The organism is Methylobacterium sp. Leaf399, from assembly GCF_001424525.1.
Taxonomy (GTDB): Bacteria; Pseudomonadota; Alphaproteobacteria; order Rhizobiales; family Beijerinckiaceae; genus Methylobacterium.
Map to the genome: position 1 here is coordinate 423,072 of NZ_LMQK01000023.1, position 16,064 is coordinate 439,135.

The window sequence follows — 16,064 nt, forward strand, 5'->3', positions numbered from 1 at the left end:
CAGTTCATCGATTGTTGGCCCGGACAGCACCGGGCGGATCGTCCCTAAACAGGTTATCGTCCCCTTGCACGCGCCAAGCTGCGCCGTACCCCGCGATCCCGCAGCATTTTTCGCTCCCGAGGAGGGTCGGCGGTGCGATCGGCGGGCTTCGCGACGCCAGCCCACCGTGGGCGAGGGGAGCCGCACCCTGCCCGCCGCCCTCGGCCCACCCGTCAGGTCCACCCCCGGATGCCCGCACCGATGATCGACAGGTTCAGCCATCACCGGCTCGCGGCGGCGTTCGATCCGCGTCCGCGGATCGGTGCCCGTGCCTTCCGGCGACACATGCTGCGGTCGCTCCTGGCCGTGGCCGTCCTGCTGTGCCTGGCGGTGTGGCTGGCCGGGCAGGGCTGGCGCGGCCCGGCGATCGCCGCCGCGGCCGGCCTCCTGCCCCTGGCGCTCACCGTGCTCGCGCGCACGGCCGGACGCCTGCGCGACAGGGACCGCAGCCCGTGGTGGCTGGCGGCCTACGGCGCGGTGGCGCTGGCGGGCTTCGCGCCGATCGAGGACCTCACCGAGGCGTATCCGCTGGAGACACTGGCCACCGCCCTGGCGATGGTGGGGTTCGAGCTGTGGTTCCTGGTCGAGACCTGGCTGCGTCCCGGCACGCCCGGCCCCAACCGCTACGGGCGGCAGCCGGACGAGGACGGCCCGCCGTCAGTGTGAGCGCATGCGGTCCACCACCGCGCGGGCGGCCTCGAAGGCCTCGTCGGCATCGAGATCGGTGGTGTCGAGCACCACGGCGTCGGCGGCGGCCTTGAGCGGGGCGGTGCTGCGCGCGGAATCGCGGGCGTCGCGGGCGACGATGTCCTCGAGGATCGCGGCCAGCGTGCTCGTCTCGCCGCGGCGCACGAGTTCGAGGTGGCGGCGGCGCGCGCGCTCCTCGGGGGCCGCGGTGATGAACAGCTTCACCCGGGCATCGGGGCAGACCACGGTGCCGATGTCGCGCCCGTCGAGGACGGCACCGCTCTCGCCGCCGGCGAAGCGCTGCTGCCAGGCCAGCAGTGCCGCGCGCACCGCCGGCACCGAGGAGATGCGCGAGGCCGCCTCCCCCATCGCCCGCTGGCGCAGGCGCGGGTCGGCGAGGCGGTCGGCGATCAGGCTCGCGGCGGCGCGGGCCGCGGCGGCCTTGTCGTCGAGGTCGTAGCCGGCGTCGAGCACCGTCAGGGCCACCGCCCGGTAGAGCAGGCCGGTGTCGAGGTGGGGCAGCCCGTAGTGGGCGGCCAGGCGCTTGGCCAGTGTGCCCTTGCCGGAGGCCGCCGGCCCGTCGATCGCGATCACCATCGGCATCCGACTCACTCCGCGATCGCGGCGCCGAGGGCCTGCATCGTCGGCAGGAAGCTCGGGAAACTCGTGGCGATCATCGCCCCGTCGTCGACGGTGACGGGCTCGGCGCTGGCCAGACCCATCACCAGGAAGGCCATGGCGATGCGATGGTCGAGGTGGGTCGCCACCGTGCCCCCGCCGCGCGGCGGGGTACCGTCGCCGTGGACGACGAGGTCGTCGCCCTCCACGAGATGCGCCACGCCGTTGGCCGCCAGGCCGTCCGCCACCGCCGCGAGACGGTCGGATTCCTTCACCCGCAGTTCGTGCAGGCCGGTCATGCGGGTGGTGCCCTGCGCGAAGGCCGCGGCCACGGCCAGCACGGGGTATTCGTCGATCATCGCGGGCGCGCGCTCGGGCGGCACGTCGACGCCGGTGAGGCGGCTCGCCCGCACCCGCAGGTCGGCCACGGTCTCGCCGCCCTCCTCGCGCTCGCGAAGCCGCTCGATGTCGGCCCCCATCTCGATCAGCGTGGTGACGAGGCCGATCCGCAGCGGGTTCATCATCACGCCTTCGATCGTCACGTCCGAGCCCGGCACGATCAGGGCGGCCACCAGCGGGAAGGCGGCCGAGGACGGATCGGCGGGCACCACCACGTCGGTGCCGCGCAGGGTCGGCTGGCCGGTGAGCGCGATGGTGCGGCCGTGGCCGCCCTCGCCGGTGTGCGTCACCGCCACCTCGGCCCCGAACAGGCGCAGCATCCGCTCGGTATGGTCGCGGGTGGCCGCCGCCTCGATCACGGTGGTGGTGCCCGGCGCGTTGAGGCCGGCCAGCAGCACCGCCGACTTGATCTGCGCCGAGGCCACCGGCGTCTCGTAGGTGATGGGGATGGCCTCGCGGGGGCCGCGCAGGGTCAGGGGAACGCGCCCGCCCTCGCCTTCCGTGACCACCTGCGCGCCCATGCGCAGCAGCGGGTCGAGGATGCGGCGCATCGGGCGCTTGCGCAGGGAGGCGTCGCCGTCGAACGTGGCGGTGACCGGCTGGCCGCCGACGACGCCCATCATCAGGCGCGAGCCGGTGCCGGCGTTGCCGAAGTCGAGGACGCCGGCGGGGTCCGACAGGCCGCCGATGCCGACGCCGCGCACCACCCAGCGGCCCTCGCCGAGGCGATCGACGCCCGCGCCCAGGGCCTTGGCCGCCTGCGCCGTCCGCAGGACGTCGTCGCCCTCCAGAAGGCCCTCGACCCGAGTCTCGCCGATGCTGAGCAGGCCCAGGATCATCGCCCGATGCGAGATCGACTTGTCGCCCGGCGGACGCAGGGCGCCGCGCAAGGGGGCGCCGGCCGTGGCCGTGAGGGGGTGGGGAGCGGAGGCGTGCGACACGGGGCTTTGCTTTTCGGCTCGACCGCCGGACCACGACGTCATGTCGGGGCCGGCGCGCGACGGGGTCGGCGGCCGGATCCGCGCCGGGGGCGGACCGATCACCTCGGCGCCGGTTATCACGCAGGGGCTGCGCCGTCATCAGACCGCCGAAGACCGGCAAGGGAGAGACGAGGGACGGACACGGGACCGGCGAGCGGCCGGCAGGCGCGGCGCAGGAGCGATTTGACAGGACCTTTGCGCCCGACTAACGGACCCCCTCCCCCAAGCCCGCACATCTTTAGAGGTTTTCGCCCGTGGCCAGACCGGAACTCGGCTTGAAGCGTCAATGCATGAGCTGCGGCGCGAAGTTCTATGACCTCGACCGCGATCCGGCGACCTGCCCGAAATGCGGGACGATCTACCAGGTCACGGCCGCGTCGAGCCGCATCGCCGCCCCCGCCCTCGCCGCCCGCGCCGCCGCGGTGCCGGCCGACGACGACGAGGACGTCGAGGCCGAGAAGGGCGGACCCGAGATCGTCTCCCTCGACGAGGTCGAGGCGGCCGAGGACGAGGCCGATCCCGTGGCGGACGACGCCGACGGCGACACCGCCGATGCCGACGACACCTTCCTCGAGGAGGAGGATGCCGGGGACGACGACGTGGCCGACCTCATCGACGGCGACATCGAGAACGACGAGGAGACCTGATCGGTCTCGTCGACCCGGACCTCCCCCGACGAGGCCGGCTAAAAAAATCCTCTCCGATCGGCATCGAAGGGGTTGAGTCCGGGCAACGGCCCGAATATAGAACCGCCTCCGCCGGACGTCGCCCAAGACGCCCAGCCGGAACGACAGCCGGGACGGACCTTTTACGAGGGTCCCGGCCACTGAATGTGGGGCCTTAGCTCAGCTGGGAGAGCGCTTCCATGGCATGGAAGAGGTCATCGGTTCGATCCCGTTAGGCTCCACCATTCACTTCTTACACGTCAGCCGCCCAGACGAGGGTATCGTCTGCCGGGCACGTTCGGTGCTGGTGCTGGCCATCTGCGTCGGCTTTCCCCGATTCTCACGATGGTCGCCACGTCGATGCAACGGGATCGGTCGATGCACCGTTCTCGCTCCATGAGCATGCGTCCGTCCTTCATTACCGGCCTTGTCCTGGCCGCCGCCCTGTCCGGCGCGGCACCGGCGTCCGCCGCCAGCTTTCCCTGCGCCGAGGCCCGCACGCCCGACGAGGTCGCGATCTGCGCCGACCTCGGGCTCAACGACCGCGACGTCGAGATGGCGACGCGGTTCGAGATCCTGCGGGCGATGCTGCCGATGGGCGGCAACGCCAAGCTGCGCGAGGACCAGGAGGCCTGGCTGAAGGAACGGGCCAGCTGTGCTGGCGACAAGGCCTGCCTGCGCGGGGCCTACGACGCCCGTCTGACGACCCTGCGCGCGGTCTTCGCCGAATTCGCCAAGCAGGGTCCGCAGTAGGCGGCCGGCCCTCAGGCCGGCGGCAGGCGCGCGAGCAAGCGGTCGAGGAGCGGGTTCTCGGCGGTGAAGGCGTAGTCGGTCCGGCGCACGCTCACCGAGCTGGCGCCGGCCGCCACCAGGGCGTCGGCCAGGTCGAACACCGCGTCGACCGGGCACTGCATCACGATCTCGCCGTCGCGGCCCGTGGGCGCGCCGTAGGGCAGCGTGGCGTCGTGCAGGGCACTGATACCGGCCAGATCGATGTCGCCGCTCATCGGCATTCCGGCGCGCACCTCGCGGCCGATGCGGGCGCGCTCTTCCGCGGCGATGCGGCCGAGGACCGTGCGCAGGGCCGCCCGCTGGGTCGCGCCCCACTCGGCCTTCAGGGAGGCCACGAGGTTGGCCTCGGAGCGCAGGATGGTGCCGTCGTCGAGCACCTTGAGGGCGTTGGCCGCCAGCGTCGCGCCCGTCGTGGTGATGTCGACCACGATCTCGGCCGAGCCCGCCGCCGGGGCGCCCTCGGTGGCGCCGAGACTCTCGACGATGCGGTAGTCGGCGACCCCGTGGTCGGCGAAGAAGCGCCGGGTGAGGTTGACGTATTTCGTGGCGATGCGCAGCCGCCGGCCCTGGCGGATCCGCATCTCTGCGGCGACCTCGTCGAGGTCGGCCATGGCGCGCACGTCGATCCAGGCCTGGGGCACCGCCACCACCACCGTCGCCTGGCCGAAGCCCAGCGGCGTGATCAGCTCGACCTGGCCGCTCGCCTCCGGCAGCGTCTCGCGGATCAGGTCCTCGCCGGTGATGCCCAGATGCGCCGCGCCGCTGGCGAGCTGGCTCGCGATCTCGGAGGCCGACAGGTAGCGCACCTCGACGTTGGGCACGCCGACGAGGCGACCGCGGTAGTCGCGCGCGCCGGTACCCTGCGCGAGCTTCAGCCCGGCGCGGGCGAAGAAGGCGGAGGCGTTCTCCTGCAGCCGGCCCTTGGAGGGCACGGCGAGGACGAGGGCGGTGGGCATCTGGGGGCTGTCCGGCATCACCATGTCCCTCTCACGCCGCCATCCGGGCGAGCCAGAAGGCGCAGCCCACCGCCGGCACCGGCACCGGGCTGCCGAGGTGCTGCAGCAGGCCATCGTAGCGGCCGCCGCCGACCAGGACCGTGGCGGCGCCCGTGTCCGTCACCTCGAAGATCATGCCGGTGTAATAATCGAGGTTGCGCGCGAAGCCGGCCGAGAACCGGAACCGTTCCACCTCGAGGCCGCGCGCGGCCATGAAGCCGGTGCGCTCCTCCACGAGGCCGATGGCCTCGTCGAGCGGCGGATGGTCGAGGCCCGCGTCCCGCGCCAAGGCCCTGATCTGGCCCGCCGCCCGGTCGGGATCGGCGTCGATCGCCCGGTAGCGCTCGATCAAGGCGCGGTTCTCGGCGTTGAGTCCGGCGCCGCCGTTGGCCTGGGCCGCGGCCTTGGCGAGGAAGCGCTCGGCGATCTCGCCGGCGCTGCGCCCGCCCACCCGCGAGATGCCGGCGATGGACAGCACGTCCTCGACGAAGGCGCGCACCCCGCGCGGGTCCTGGCCCTGGATCGCCGACAGCAGGCCCGCGTGCGGGTCCTCGACGCTGGCCGCGTTGGCGACCTCGTCCAGCGAGCGCCCGCCGGCGAGCGCCCGCAGGGTGCGGCGCTTGGCGGCCGGGGGCACCGCGAGGGCGTCGAGGAAGCTGTGGGTGAGGCCCATGTCGCCCAGGCGCACCACCACCTCGGTGCGGCCGAACAGGGCCAGCCCCTCCAGCGCCAGACCGACCACCTCGGCATCCGCCGCCGGGACGTCGACGCGTCCGATCGATTCGATGCCCGCCTGCAAGAACTCGTCGGGTTCGCCGCGCGCCAGCCGGAACACCGGCCCGAGGTAGCTGTAGTCGGCGCCGGCCCCGAGGCCGCGCGTCAGGTGATGGCGGCAGACGGGGATCGTGAACTCGGGTCGCAGGCAGTATTCGGCGCCCGCCGCATCCTGCGTGACGAAGATGCGCCGGCGGATGTCCTCGCCGGACAGTTCCAGGAAGGGCTCCACCGGCTGCAGCACCGGCGGCGTGACCGCGCCGTAGCCCTGCGCGGCGAAATGGGCGGCCAGGGCCGCCTGCCTCCGGCCGTCGTCGCTGGCGCCGCCCGCCTCCGGTCTCGTCATGGGTCCGCTCGCCGCCTTCGAGGTGGGGCATCGTGTCGATGGTGAGCCCTTATCAACCCGGGCCGTGTTTGGCGACAGAGGTCTTTCCCCGTCGTCGCCCCCTGCACCGTCACGGCGGTGGAAGGGCGGCGCCCGGCGTATGGGCAGACGCCTTTCCGGAAAGCAGCGCTTCAGCGCGACGCGTGAAACCCGACCCTCTCCCGGATGCCCGTAGCGACGGGAGGGATGATCCGGGACGCCGCCGAGGGAGTGCCGCGAAGCGGTGCCGTCGCTCGACCACCGCCGTCCTGCGGCTGACGGCCTTCCCTCACGCCCAGCCTTGCAACTCCCGGTTCACCACGTTGGCGATGACCTTCATGCCGAGGTCGCTGTCGTTGAGGCAGGGGATATAGGCGAAGCGTTCGCCGCCGTTGTCCTCGAAGTAGTGGCGGTTCTCGCCGTCGAGTTCCTCCAGCGTCTCGAGGCAGTCGGCGGTGAAGCCCGGCGCCACGATCGCCATGCGCTTGACGCCTTCCTTGGCCAGGGTCTGCACGGTCTCGTCGGTGTAGGGCCTGAGCCATTCCTCGTTGCCGAAGCGCGACTGGAAGGTGGTGCGCATGCGCTCGGGCGAGAACCCCAGCGCCTCGCGGATGAGGCGGCCGGTCTTCACGCACTGGCAATGGTAGGGGTCGCCCTTGAGGAGGTAGCTCTTGGGCACCCCGTGGAAGGAGGTCAGGATCACCTCCGGGTCGAAGTCGAGCTTGGCCAGCCCCTCGCGGATCGATTGGGCCATCGCCTCGATGTAGACCGGGTCGTCGTGATAGGGCGCCGAGACCCGGACGGTGGGCTGCCAGCGCATCTGCATGAGGGCCTTGAAGGCCTGGTCGCAGGCGGTGGCCGAGGTCGCGGCGGCGTATTGCGGGTAGAGCGGCACCAGGAGGATCTTGTCGCAGCCCTGGTCGAGCAGGGCCTGCAGGCGGAGCGACACCTCCGGCTTGCCGTAGCGCATCGCCCAATCGACCACGACGCGGTCGCCCATCATCTCCTGCAGGCGCTCGCATTGGCCGCGCGTGATGGTCTTGAGGGGGCCCTCGTTGCGCTCGTTGTTCCAGACGCTGGCGTAGTCGCGCCCCTTCGGACCCGGGCGCTTGGTCAGGATCACGAGGTTGAGGAGCGGCCACCAGATCAGGCGCGGCACCTCGATGACGCGCCGGTCCGAGAGGAACTCCTTGAGGTAGCGGCGCATCGGCCAGTAGCTGGTGCCCTCGGGCGTGCCAAGGTTCATCAGGAGCACGCCGACGCGGCCCCAACGCACGGCCGGATGTTCGGGCGGCAGGGTGCCGGCGACGGGCTGGCTCACCGGCGCCGAGGCCGGATGCACCTGGGCCTGCTTCATCGGGGCCGGCTGCAGTTGGGCCGGATTCACCTGGGCCGGTTCGACGCGTTCGTTCATCACACTTCCCGCTGGGGCACCGACGCGGCGGCGGCCTGACCGGCCACATAGGGCACGGTTGTCTACCCGTGCATATCTAACTAGATCACAGGCCCTGCCAGCGATGCCCCGATCGATCAAGGCGCGACATGCCGTCTCCCCGGTACTTCCTGAACCACTTCATGCCGTTCACCGGCTATCCGTACAGGGGTGAGGCCACGGCCTGCAATCTCTGCGGCTCGGCCGAGGCGGTGGTGGTGGCCAAGAGCGACCGCCGGCTGAAGACGCTGCGCTCCGTCGCCTGCGCCCAATGCGGCCTGATCCGCACCGACCCGATGCCGACGCCCGACGAATTGGCGCATTACTACGCCCACGCCTACCGGGCCGACTACCAGCTCGCCTTCGCCGGCGGGCCGCCGCGCCACCATCTCAAGCGCAGCGCCCGCGAGGCGGCGTTCCGGGCCGAACTGCTGGCGCCCAAGCTCAAGCCCGGCGCGCGGGTGCTCGATTTCGGGTCCGGCTCGGGGGAGTTCCTGGCCGCGGCCCGCGGGCTCGGCTGCGAGGCGGTGGGCGTCGAGCCGGGGCGCGACTACGCGGCCTACGCCCGGACGCACCACGGCATCGAGGTCCTCGACGACGCCGAGGACGACCGCTTCGCGCCCGGCTACTTCGACGTCATCACCACCCACCACGTCTTCGAGCACCTGCGCGATCCCGCCGACGTTGCCCTGCGCCTCGTGCGCTGGCTCAAGCCGGACGGGCTGCTCTACATCGCCGTGCCCAACATGGCCGCCACCGGCAAACCGCCCCACGAGCGCTTCCACTTCGCCCACGTCCACGGCTTCGTGCGCCAGACCCTCGACCTCACGGCCCGCCGCGCCGGCCTGGTGCCGCATCCCGATTTCTGGCGCGAGGACACGACGGTGGTCTACCGGCGCACCGACGCGCCGATGCCGGCCCTCGCCAACCCCGGCCTCGCCGAACGCCTGGCGGTGGACCTCGAACCGATGGCGCCGGGCGCCTTCCTGGCCTCGGGCGCCTGGGTGCTGCCGATGCTGCGGCGCAATGCCAAGGCGGTGCGCGACACTTTCTCCTCGCGCTGAGCCGGTTTTTTCGCGGGAGCCGCCGCCCGGCTGTTGTCTGACCTTCATGATCGTCGGTCTAAGACCGACGGTCACCACCAGCGATCCTGTCCCGTCCGGTGTGCGGGTGCCCTTGACCGGACGCGGTCGAAGGTCGCTGGTATAAGGTATTCACCACATCGTGGTCGCAACCACGTTCCGGAGACGATCGCCATCATGTCCCCTCCCAACCGCCGCCAGACGTTCGGTCTCGGTCTCGGAGCGGGCCTCGCGACGGGCATCGCAGGGCCGGCGCATGCGGCGATTCAGGCGCCGGTTCAGGAGCCGACCTTCACGCTCCTTCTCGTCAACGACGTCTACCGGATGGCCGAGCACGAGGGGCGCGGCGGCTTTCCCCGCCTCACCGCCGTGGTGCGGGCCGAGCGGGCACGCGGCGTGCCGATGCTCTACGCCCACGCCGGCGATTCGCTGTCGCCCTCGCTGATGTCCGGCTTCGACCGCGGCGCCCACATCGTCGAACTCCTCAACATCGCGCCGCCGGACATCTTCGTGCCCGGCAACCACGAATTCGACTTCGGCCCGGCGGTGTTCGTCCAGCGCATGGGCGAAGCGAACTTCCCGGTCTTCGCCGCCAACCTGCGCGATGCCGGGGGCCAGCGGCTGCACGGCCTGCGCGACAGCACTCTCGTCACCCTCGGCGGCGTCAAGGTCGGCCTCCTCGGCCTCACCCTCTCCACCACCGCCGAGAAATCGAGCCCCGGCGACCTCGTGTTCGAGCCCGAGTTGCAGGCGCTCGCCCGGGAGGCCCCGGCCCTGCGCGCCGCCGGCGCCGACCTCGTCGTCTGCGTCGCCCACACCGGCCGCGCCCTCGACGAGGCGATCCTGGCCACCGGCCTCGTCGACATCCTGCTGTCGGGCCACGACCACGACCTCGTGGTGCGCTATGACGGCCAGCGCGCCATGGTCGAATCGAGCTTCGACGCCCGCTTCGTCACCGCCCTCGACGTCTTCGCCACCGTCACCGGCCAGGGCAAGACCCGGCAGGTCGCGTGGCGGCCGAGCTTTCGCATCCACGACACCAGCACCGTGCCGCCGGACCCGGAGGCCGCCGCGGTGGTGGCACGCCTCGAATCGCGGCTGTCGCGCGAGCTCGACGTGCCGGTCGGCGTCACCGAGGGCGAACTCGACAGCCGGATCGCCACGGTGCGGGCCCGCGAGTCCAGCTTCGGCAACCTCGTGGCCGACGCCCTGCGCTCCTCCCACAAGGCCGAGATCGCGATCACCAACGGCGGCGGCATCCGCGGCGACAAGCTCTACCCGGCCGGCACCGTGCTGACCCGCCGCGACATCCTGAGCGAGCTGCCGTTCGGGAACACCACCGTGCTGGTCTCGCTCACCGGCGCCCAGATCCGCAGCCTGCTCGAGACCGGGTTCGGCGAGGTCGGCCGGCCGGCCGGGCGCTTCCCGCAGGTCTCGGGTCTCGCCGTCACCGTCGATGCCACCAGGCCGCCGGGCCGGCGCATCAGCGCCATCAGCGTCGCCGGCGGCGCCCTCGACGAATCGCGCAGCTACACGGTCGCCTCCAACAGCTTCCTGTTCGACGGCGGCAACGGCTACAGCGCCCTCTCGGAAGGCCGCACCCTGGTCTCTCCGAGCGACGGCAGGCTGCTCGCCAACGAGGTGATGGCCTTCATCCGCGAAAAGGCCCCCCTGGGCGTGGAGGCGCAGGGCCGCATCGTGATCCGGTGACGGGGCCCGTCGCCACCGCGCTCGCCCGCTTCCGCGCCTGCGGGTCGGGCTGGCTGGAACTGCCGTTCTTCAAGGGCGGAGCGGCCGACGCGGTGGCAACCAGAATCGATGCGCGCATCGCCGAGGGCGCCACGGTGCTGCCCGCCCCGGACGACATCTTCGCGGCGCTGGCGCTGACGCCGCCCGAGGCGGTGAAGGCCGTGGTCCTCGGACAGGACCCCTACCCGACGCCGGGCGACGCCCATGGCCTCGCCTTCTCCTACGTCGGCCCGCGCCGGCTTCCGGCCTCCCTCAAGGTGATCCTGGCCGAATGCCCCGGCGGCGCGCCGGTGCCGCCCACCGGCGACCTCTCCCCCTGGGCGCGGCGCGGCGTGCTCCTGCTCAACACGGCCCTCACGGTGGAGGCCGGCAAGGCCGGCGCGCACCTGCGCTACGGCTGGTCGGCCCTCACCGACGAGGTCGTGGGCCACCTCTCCGCCCAGGGCCGCCCGGTGGTGTTCCTGCTGTGGGGCGCCCCGGCGAGGGCGCGGGCCGCCCTGATCGACACGAACCGCCACGGCATCGTCGAGAGCGGCCACCCCTCGCCCCTCAACCGCCTGCGCGACTTTGCCGGCTCACGACCCTTCGACAAGGCGAATGACTGGCTGGTGCGGAACGGCGTCGCGCCGATCGACTGGCGTTTGGATTGAGCCTGTTCGACCAACGATATCAGCTCATCCCCGCGGGCCAAGACAGCGTGTCCCGGCTCCTTCCCTCATCCTGAGGCGCTCCTTGCCTTGGCAAGGAGCCTCGAAGGAGACCTCCAGGGGACGCCGCGATCCCTGGAGGTCTCCTTCGAGGCCGCCTTCGCGGCACCTCAGGATGAGGGAAAGCCTTGGAAATACGGATCAAACAGGCTTTGAGCGCGAGATCCTACCGCTACACCACCGCGTCCCAGGTCTCGCTCACCGGCTTGCCGCCGAACATCAGGCGGGCGCGCAGCACGATGTCGCCGGGGGGCAGCGGGGTCGGGGGACGCCATTCGACGTAGAGGCGCCAGCCGCCGGTGGGCGTGACCTTCTCCATCACCGGATCGACCATCTTGCCGGCGCTGGCCGAGACGCTGGCGGTGATGTCGGCCTCCGCGCTGTCGGGCAGGTTCGCGCCCTCGAAGTCGATGGCGAAGAGGCGACGCCCGGGGATCGGCGGCTTGACCACGCGCAACTGGTCGGGTGACCCGACCCGGGTCGAGACCACCCGCGCCAGGTCGCCGGGGATGGCCGGGTCGGGCTCCTGGCCCACCGTGGTCAGGGTGTAGTCGAAGGAGAGGCGCGCGCCCTGCGCGACCGGTCCGTTCGGGACGAAGGCGGCCACGATGTTGTCGGCGTATTCCTCCCGGGAGGGGATCTCGAACAGCTCCACCGCGCCCGGCCCGAAGCCGCCCGGCTGCTGGGGGGCCACCCACAGGCCGGGACGGGCCTCCTGCCGGGCCTGGACGTCGAGATAGGCGGCAAAGCGGCGCTCGCGCTGCAGAAGCCCGAAGCCCACGAGGTCGTCGGCCCGGAACAGGGACGCCTGCGGCCCGGCCCGGCCGTTGACGAGCGGCCGCCATGCCCGGTCGCCGGGTGTGGCCACCACCAACCCGTCGGAATCGTGGACCTGCGGCCGGTAATCGTCGAGGGGCACGGCGTTGCGCGCGCCCGGCCCGTTCTGGCCGTGCAGGAACATGCTGGTGAGGGGTGCGATCCCCAGCCGCCCGATCGCCTGGCGCGGGTGCAGCGAGGACGTGACCGTGATGCGCGAGGGGTCGCCCGGCGCGATGTCGAACCGGTAGGCCCCCGACAGGCTCGGCGAATCGAGCAGCGCCAGCACCGTCACCGCCCGCGCCTCGGGCTCCGGTTCACAGATCCAGAAGGCGGTGAAGTCGGGAAACTCCTCCGGGTGGCCGGGGTTGGCGGTGTCGATCGCAGCCGCGCGCGCCGACAGGCCGTACTCCTGGCCCTTGCCGCGCAAGCGGAAATACGAGGCCCCGAGGAAAACCAGGAACTCCTCCTGGCGGCCGGCATTCGCCGGGTCGAAGGCGTAGTGCAGCCGGAAGCCGGCAAAGCCGAGCTCGGTCGAGAAGCTCCGGCCGGCGAGTTTGTCGCCGAGCTGGAACAGGCCCGGCGCGTAGGCGATCCGGCGCGGCGCCCCGACGTCGCTCTGAAGGTAGAGGGCGACGCGCTTCCTCTGCAGGAAGCCGCGGTGGAACAGCTGCACCGAGAACAGGCGGTTGAGCCGGGGGGCGGCCTCGGGCCGGAAGATGATGGCGCGATAGGCGTCGTAGTCGAGCTTGGCCAGGGCCGGCGGCAGGTCGTCGGGCTGGGGCTGGTAGGGCGCCTCCGCCAGCGCGCGGGCCTGGGCGACGACACCCTCGAAGGTCATCGGCGCGCCCTCCTGGCCGAGGGCGGCGGCGGGCAGCAGCGCCCCGGCGGCCGTGGCGAGACCCGCCTGGAGCAGGCCGCGCCGGGAGAGGGCGTCGGGATCGGGCGGGAGGGAGGTATCCGTCATCGGTTCTTTCTCGGAACGATCGTGCAGGCTTCGAACGAACGTGGGGCTGTGACGCTTCGCACCGTCTCATGTCGGGGGCCGCCCGTGCGGACAAGGGCGGCCGGCAAGAACCGATCCGATCGCCGGACGATCGTTTCACGGCGCCACGATCTCCACCGTCACGCTCACCCGCGCCTCGATCGTGATGCGGCCGGGCCGGATCGGCAGGCGGATTTCGCGGTCGGCCGCGGGGGCCGCCGCCTTCATGGGCCTGCCGGCCCGACGCATGTCCATGCCCTCGTCGCCGGGGATGGCGATGGCCAGGATGCGGCCGGGCCTGGCGCCCGAGGCCGCGATCAGCCGGCCGGCCCGTTCCAGCGCGTCCTTCACGGCGCGCTCCTCGAGGGCGAGGAGGCGGCTGCGCGCGTCGCTCAGGCTGAACTCGACCCCGCTGACGAGGCCCTCGGCCTCGGACAGACGGGGCAGCAGCTCGGGCAGGCCCGCGAGGTTCGACGTGGTGAGGGTCAATCCGTAGGCGGCGCTGTATCCGGTACGGCGCCGCTTCTCGATCTGCTCGCGGCCGCGCTCGTCGCGCACCGTCTCGTAGAGCTCCTGGACGGTGGGGCCGTCGCTCTCGGTGTCGGCCTCCGCGATGCCCGCCGCCGTCACGACGCCGAGCACCCGGTTCACCTTGGCCGCGAGGCTTCGGCTCGCCGCCTCGGCGGTGGCCCCCGTCGCCTCGATCCGCAAGGCGATCCCGGCCCGGTCCGGCGCCAGCATTTCGCGGACCTGGCCGACCGACTCCATCGCGGGTGTCGGTGGCACGGAGACCTGCGCCCGGACCGGCACGGACAGCGGGCCGCACAGGAATGCGCCGCACAGGAGGAGGCGCCCCGCCGCCGTCGCTCGTCGTCCCATCGTCGGACCCTCGTCATCCGCTGCGTCGGGAGCGTTATGGACGCCCCGGCGCCTGAAGCCGAGCCCTCGCGCTCGTTCGGGCGACATTCAGGCGTGCGGCCCCTATGTCGTCCCCAGGCTGCAAGCCGCCTTGTCCCGCTCGCGATTGTTGTTCCGCCATGTCGCTTCTCCGGTCGCCACACGATGCGCGCCACCCCGAGGTCGAGGCGCCCGAGATCCGGGACGAGCCCGGCCTCGCCGCGACCCTGGCCCGCCGCCGGATGGCGCTGGCGCTGGCGACGCTGGGCACCGCCGGCGCCATCGCCGGGCTGGCCCTTGCCGCCTACGGCCGCCCGGTGGGCGCCCTCGGCTGGAGCGTGTTCACGCTGTTCGCCCTCGTGATGACCTGGCAGTCCTTCGTCGCCTGGCAGTACCTCTACGGCCTGATCGCCGCGGGAATGGGCGCGCGTGCCCAATCGGCGCTGGAACGGCGCGCGGCCACCGTGCCGACCCGGGCCTCGGGCGAAAGCCGCACCGCCGCGGTGGTGGCGATCCATGCCGAAGACGCGGTGGCGGTGTTCTCCGCCCTGCGCGTCATGGCCCGCTCGCTCCAGCGCGAGGGCGGGCACGGCGACGACATCGACCTCTTCGTCCTGTCCGACACCCGCGACGGCGCCATCGCCGCGGTGGAGGAACACGAGTTCGCGCGCATCACCGCCTGGGCGGCGCAGAACGGGCCCGGCCTGCCGCGGTTCCGCTACCGCCGCCGCGAGCGCAACACCGGCCGCAAGGCCGGCAACATCACCGAGTTCTGCAAGACCTACGGCCCCGAGTACGACTTCATGATCGTGCTCGATGCCGACAGCCTGATGACCGGGGCCACCATGCGCCGCCTCGTGCGGCTGATGGAGGAAGCCCCCGCGGTCGGCCTGATCCAGACCGTCAGCTACGCCGCCGGCCGCGACACCCTGTTCGCCCGCATCCAGCAGTTCGCGGTGCGGCTCTACGCGCCGCTGGCCATCCGCTGCCTGGAAACCTGGCAGGGGCCGGACGGCAGCTACTGGGGCCACAACGCCATCCTGCGGATCGAGGCCTTCGCGCAGAACGCCGAGCTGCCGGTGCTGCCGGGGAAGGCGCCCCTGGGCGGCGAGATCCTGTGCCACGACATCGTCGAGGGCGCCCTCCTGCGCCGGGCCGGCTGGGAGGTGCGCCTCCTGCCGGAGATGGGAGGCACCTGGGAGGAGATGCCGACCAACCTCGTCGATCTCCTCGGCCGCGAGCGCCGCTGGTGCCAGGGCAACATGCAGCACCTGCGAGTCGTGGGCATGCCGGGCCTGCGCGGCGCCAGTCGCTGGCACCTGGCCGTGGGCATCCTCTCCTACCTCGCCTGCCCGCTGTGGCTGGCCTTCCTGGCCGCCGCCGGCACGCAGGCCGCCCTCACCGGCGACCTCGGCCTGCTCGCCTACGGGCTGACCGGCACCGGCCCCGCCGCCCATGCGCTCGCCGTCCTGACCATCGGCACGATGGCTCTGCCGAAACTGCTCAGCCTCGGCCACGTCCTGGCCTCGGCCGAGCGCCGGGCGGCCTTCGGCGGCACCCGCTCGCTGCTGATCAGCGCGGCTCTCGAACAGGTGGTCTGGGTGCTGCTGTGGCCGGTGATGACGCTGTTCGCAGCCGGGGCGGTGGCCACCACCTTCCTCGGCCGGGTGGTGCGCTGGGACGTCCAGGTCCGCGACGACCGCCAGGTGCCCTGGCGCGAGGCCTGCCGCCTGCAGGCCGACGCCCTGGTGGTGGGCGCCGTGCTCGCAGGCCTCCTCGTCTATGCCGGCGACCTCTGGCTCGCCCTGTGGCTGGGCCCGATCGCCCTCGCCCTTCTCACGAGCCCCGCCCAGAGCGTGCTCACGAGCCGGGCCGACCTCGGCCGCGCCGCGCGGTCCCGCAGGCTGTTCCTCACCGCCGACGACACCGCCCAGGCGCCCGAGCTCATCGATCTCGCCCAGAGCCGGGGCGGCGCCCCTGCCGCCGCGGGCGGGCAGCCGGGGCGCCCCACCCGCGCCGGCGAGCCGGTCTGGCGGCCGGAGGAGGTGCGGGCGGGCTCGCCGCACTGATACCCGCCGGTCGT

14 protein-coding genes and 1 tRNA gene are annotated in these 16,064 nt (G+C 72.4%); 8 read left to right on the forward strand and 7 right to left on the reverse strand.

All coding sequences use genetic code 11. The features are described 5' to 3' along the window. The first annotated feature begins 240 nt into the window (after positions 1 to 240). Positions 241 to 705, forward strand: a complete 465-nt coding sequence (locus tag ASG40_RS13010; RefSeq protein WP_055886206.1) for a DUF805 domain-containing protein — start codon at positions 241 to 243, stop codon at positions 703 to 705. On the opposite strand, the gene cmk is transcribed toward ASG40_RS13010, so the two are convergent. Beyond that, positions 697 to 1,329 carry a (d)CMP kinase gene (gene cmk, locus ASG40_RS13015; RefSeq protein WP_055886208.1) on the reverse strand — a complete coding sequence of 211 codons (633 nt, stop codon included), beginning with the start codon at positions 1,327 to 1,329 and terminating at the stop codon, positions 697 to 699. The genes ASG40_RS13010 and cmk overlap by 9 nt on opposite strands. Positions 1,330 to 1,334: 5 nt before the next feature. Next, positions 1,335 to 2,684: a 3-phosphoshikimate 1-carboxyvinyltransferase gene (aroA, locus tag ASG40_RS13020; RefSeq protein WP_055886211.1), complete on the reverse strand. Its 1,350-nt coding sequence runs from the start codon at positions 2,682 to 2,684 to the stop codon at positions 1,335 to 1,337. 293 nt (positions 2,685 to 2,977) lie between these two features. Between aroA and ASG40_RS13025 the strand changes: the two genes are divergently transcribed. The 3 genes from ASG40_RS13025 (at position 2,978) to ASG40_RS13035 (ending at position 4,141) form a co-directional block, all read left to right on the forward strand. Next, on the forward strand, positions 2,978 to 3,370 hold the full coding sequence (locus tag ASG40_RS13025; RefSeq protein ID WP_082494409.1) for a TIGR02300 family protein: 393 nt from the start codon (positions 2,978 to 2,980) through the stop codon (positions 3,368 to 3,370). A gap of 187 nt (positions 3,371 to 3,557) precedes the next feature. Then, positions 3,558 to 3,633 (forward strand) — tRNA-Ala (locus ASG40_RS13030). 151 nt (positions 3,634 to 3,784) lie between these two features. Next, positions 3,785 to 4,141 carry a lysozyme inhibitor LprI family protein gene (locus ASG40_RS13035; protein WP_082524051.1) on the forward strand — a complete coding sequence of 119 codons (357 nt, stop codon included), beginning with the start codon at positions 3,785 to 3,787 and terminating at the stop codon, positions 4,139 to 4,141. Positions 4,142 to 4,152: 11 nt separating this feature from the next. On the opposite strand, the gene hisG is transcribed toward ASG40_RS13035, so the two are convergent. From hisG to hemH, 3 genes are all read right to left on the reverse strand, one after another. Next, on the reverse strand, positions 4,153 to 5,154 hold the full coding sequence (gene hisG, locus ASG40_RS13040; protein WP_055886480.1) for an ATP phosphoribosyltransferase: 1,002 nt from the start codon (positions 5,152 to 5,154) through the stop codon (positions 4,153 to 4,155). Positions 5,155 to 5,167: 13 nt separating this feature from the next. Beyond that, positions 5,168 to 6,295 carry an ATP phosphoribosyltransferase regulatory subunit gene (locus ASG40_RS13045; RefSeq protein ID WP_055886218.1) on the reverse strand — a complete coding sequence of 376 codons (1,128 nt, stop codon included), beginning with the start codon at positions 6,293 to 6,295 and terminating at the stop codon, positions 5,168 to 5,170. A gap of 307 nt (positions 6,296 to 6,602) precedes the next feature. Further along, entirely contained in the window at positions 6,603 to 7,670 is a 1,068-nt protein-coding gene (gene hemH, locus ASG40_RS13050; protein ID WP_082524061.1) for a ferrochelatase, read from the reverse strand. Between the two features lie 185 nt (positions 7,671 to 7,855). Between hemH and ASG40_RS13055 the strand changes: the two genes are divergently transcribed. From ASG40_RS13055 to ASG40_RS13065, 3 genes are all read left to right on the forward strand, one after another. Beyond that, on the forward strand, positions 7,856 to 8,809 hold the full coding sequence (locus ASG40_RS13055; protein ID WP_055886222.1) for a class I SAM-dependent methyltransferase: 954 nt from the start codon (positions 7,856 to 7,858) through the stop codon (positions 8,807 to 8,809). A gap of 195 nt (positions 8,810 to 9,004) precedes the next feature. Continuing rightward, a complete protein-coding gene (locus ASG40_RS13060) occupies positions 9,005 to 10,537 on the forward strand; it encodes a bifunctional metallophosphatase/5'-nucleotidase (RefSeq protein ID WP_055886224.1) in 1,533 nt (510 codons plus the stop codon). Continuing rightward, on the forward strand, positions 10,534 to 11,226 hold the full coding sequence (locus tag ASG40_RS13065) for a uracil-DNA glycosylase (protein WP_055886227.1): 693 nt from the start codon (positions 10,534 to 10,536) through the stop codon (positions 11,224 to 11,226). The genes ASG40_RS13060 and ASG40_RS13065 overlap by 4 nt, the downstream gene beginning before the upstream one ends. A 229-nt stretch (positions 11,227 to 11,455) precedes the next feature. On the opposite strand, the gene ASG40_RS13070 is transcribed toward ASG40_RS13065, so the two are convergent. Both ASG40_RS13070 and ASG40_RS13075 read right to left on the reverse strand, forming a co-directional pair. After that, on the reverse strand, positions 11,456 to 12,940 hold the full coding sequence (locus ASG40_RS13070) for a glucan biosynthesis protein (protein WP_055886482.1): 1,485 nt from the start codon (positions 12,938 to 12,940) through the stop codon (positions 11,456 to 11,458). Between the two features lie 261 nt (positions 12,941 to 13,201). Beyond that, on the reverse strand, positions 13,202 to 13,963 hold the full coding sequence (locus tag ASG40_RS13075) for an SIMPL domain-containing protein (protein WP_162243313.1): 762 nt from the start codon (positions 13,961 to 13,963) through the stop codon (positions 13,202 to 13,204). Positions 13,964 to 14,121: 158 nt separating this feature from the next. On the opposite strand from ASG40_RS13075, the gene mdoH reads away from it, so the two are divergent. Then, positions 14,122 to 16,050, forward strand: a complete 1,929-nt coding sequence (gene mdoH, locus ASG40_RS13080) for a glucans biosynthesis glucosyltransferase MdoH (RefSeq protein WP_082524053.1) — start codon at positions 14,122 to 14,124, stop codon at positions 16,048 to 16,050. Positions 16,051 to 16,064 lie beyond the last annotated feature (14 nt).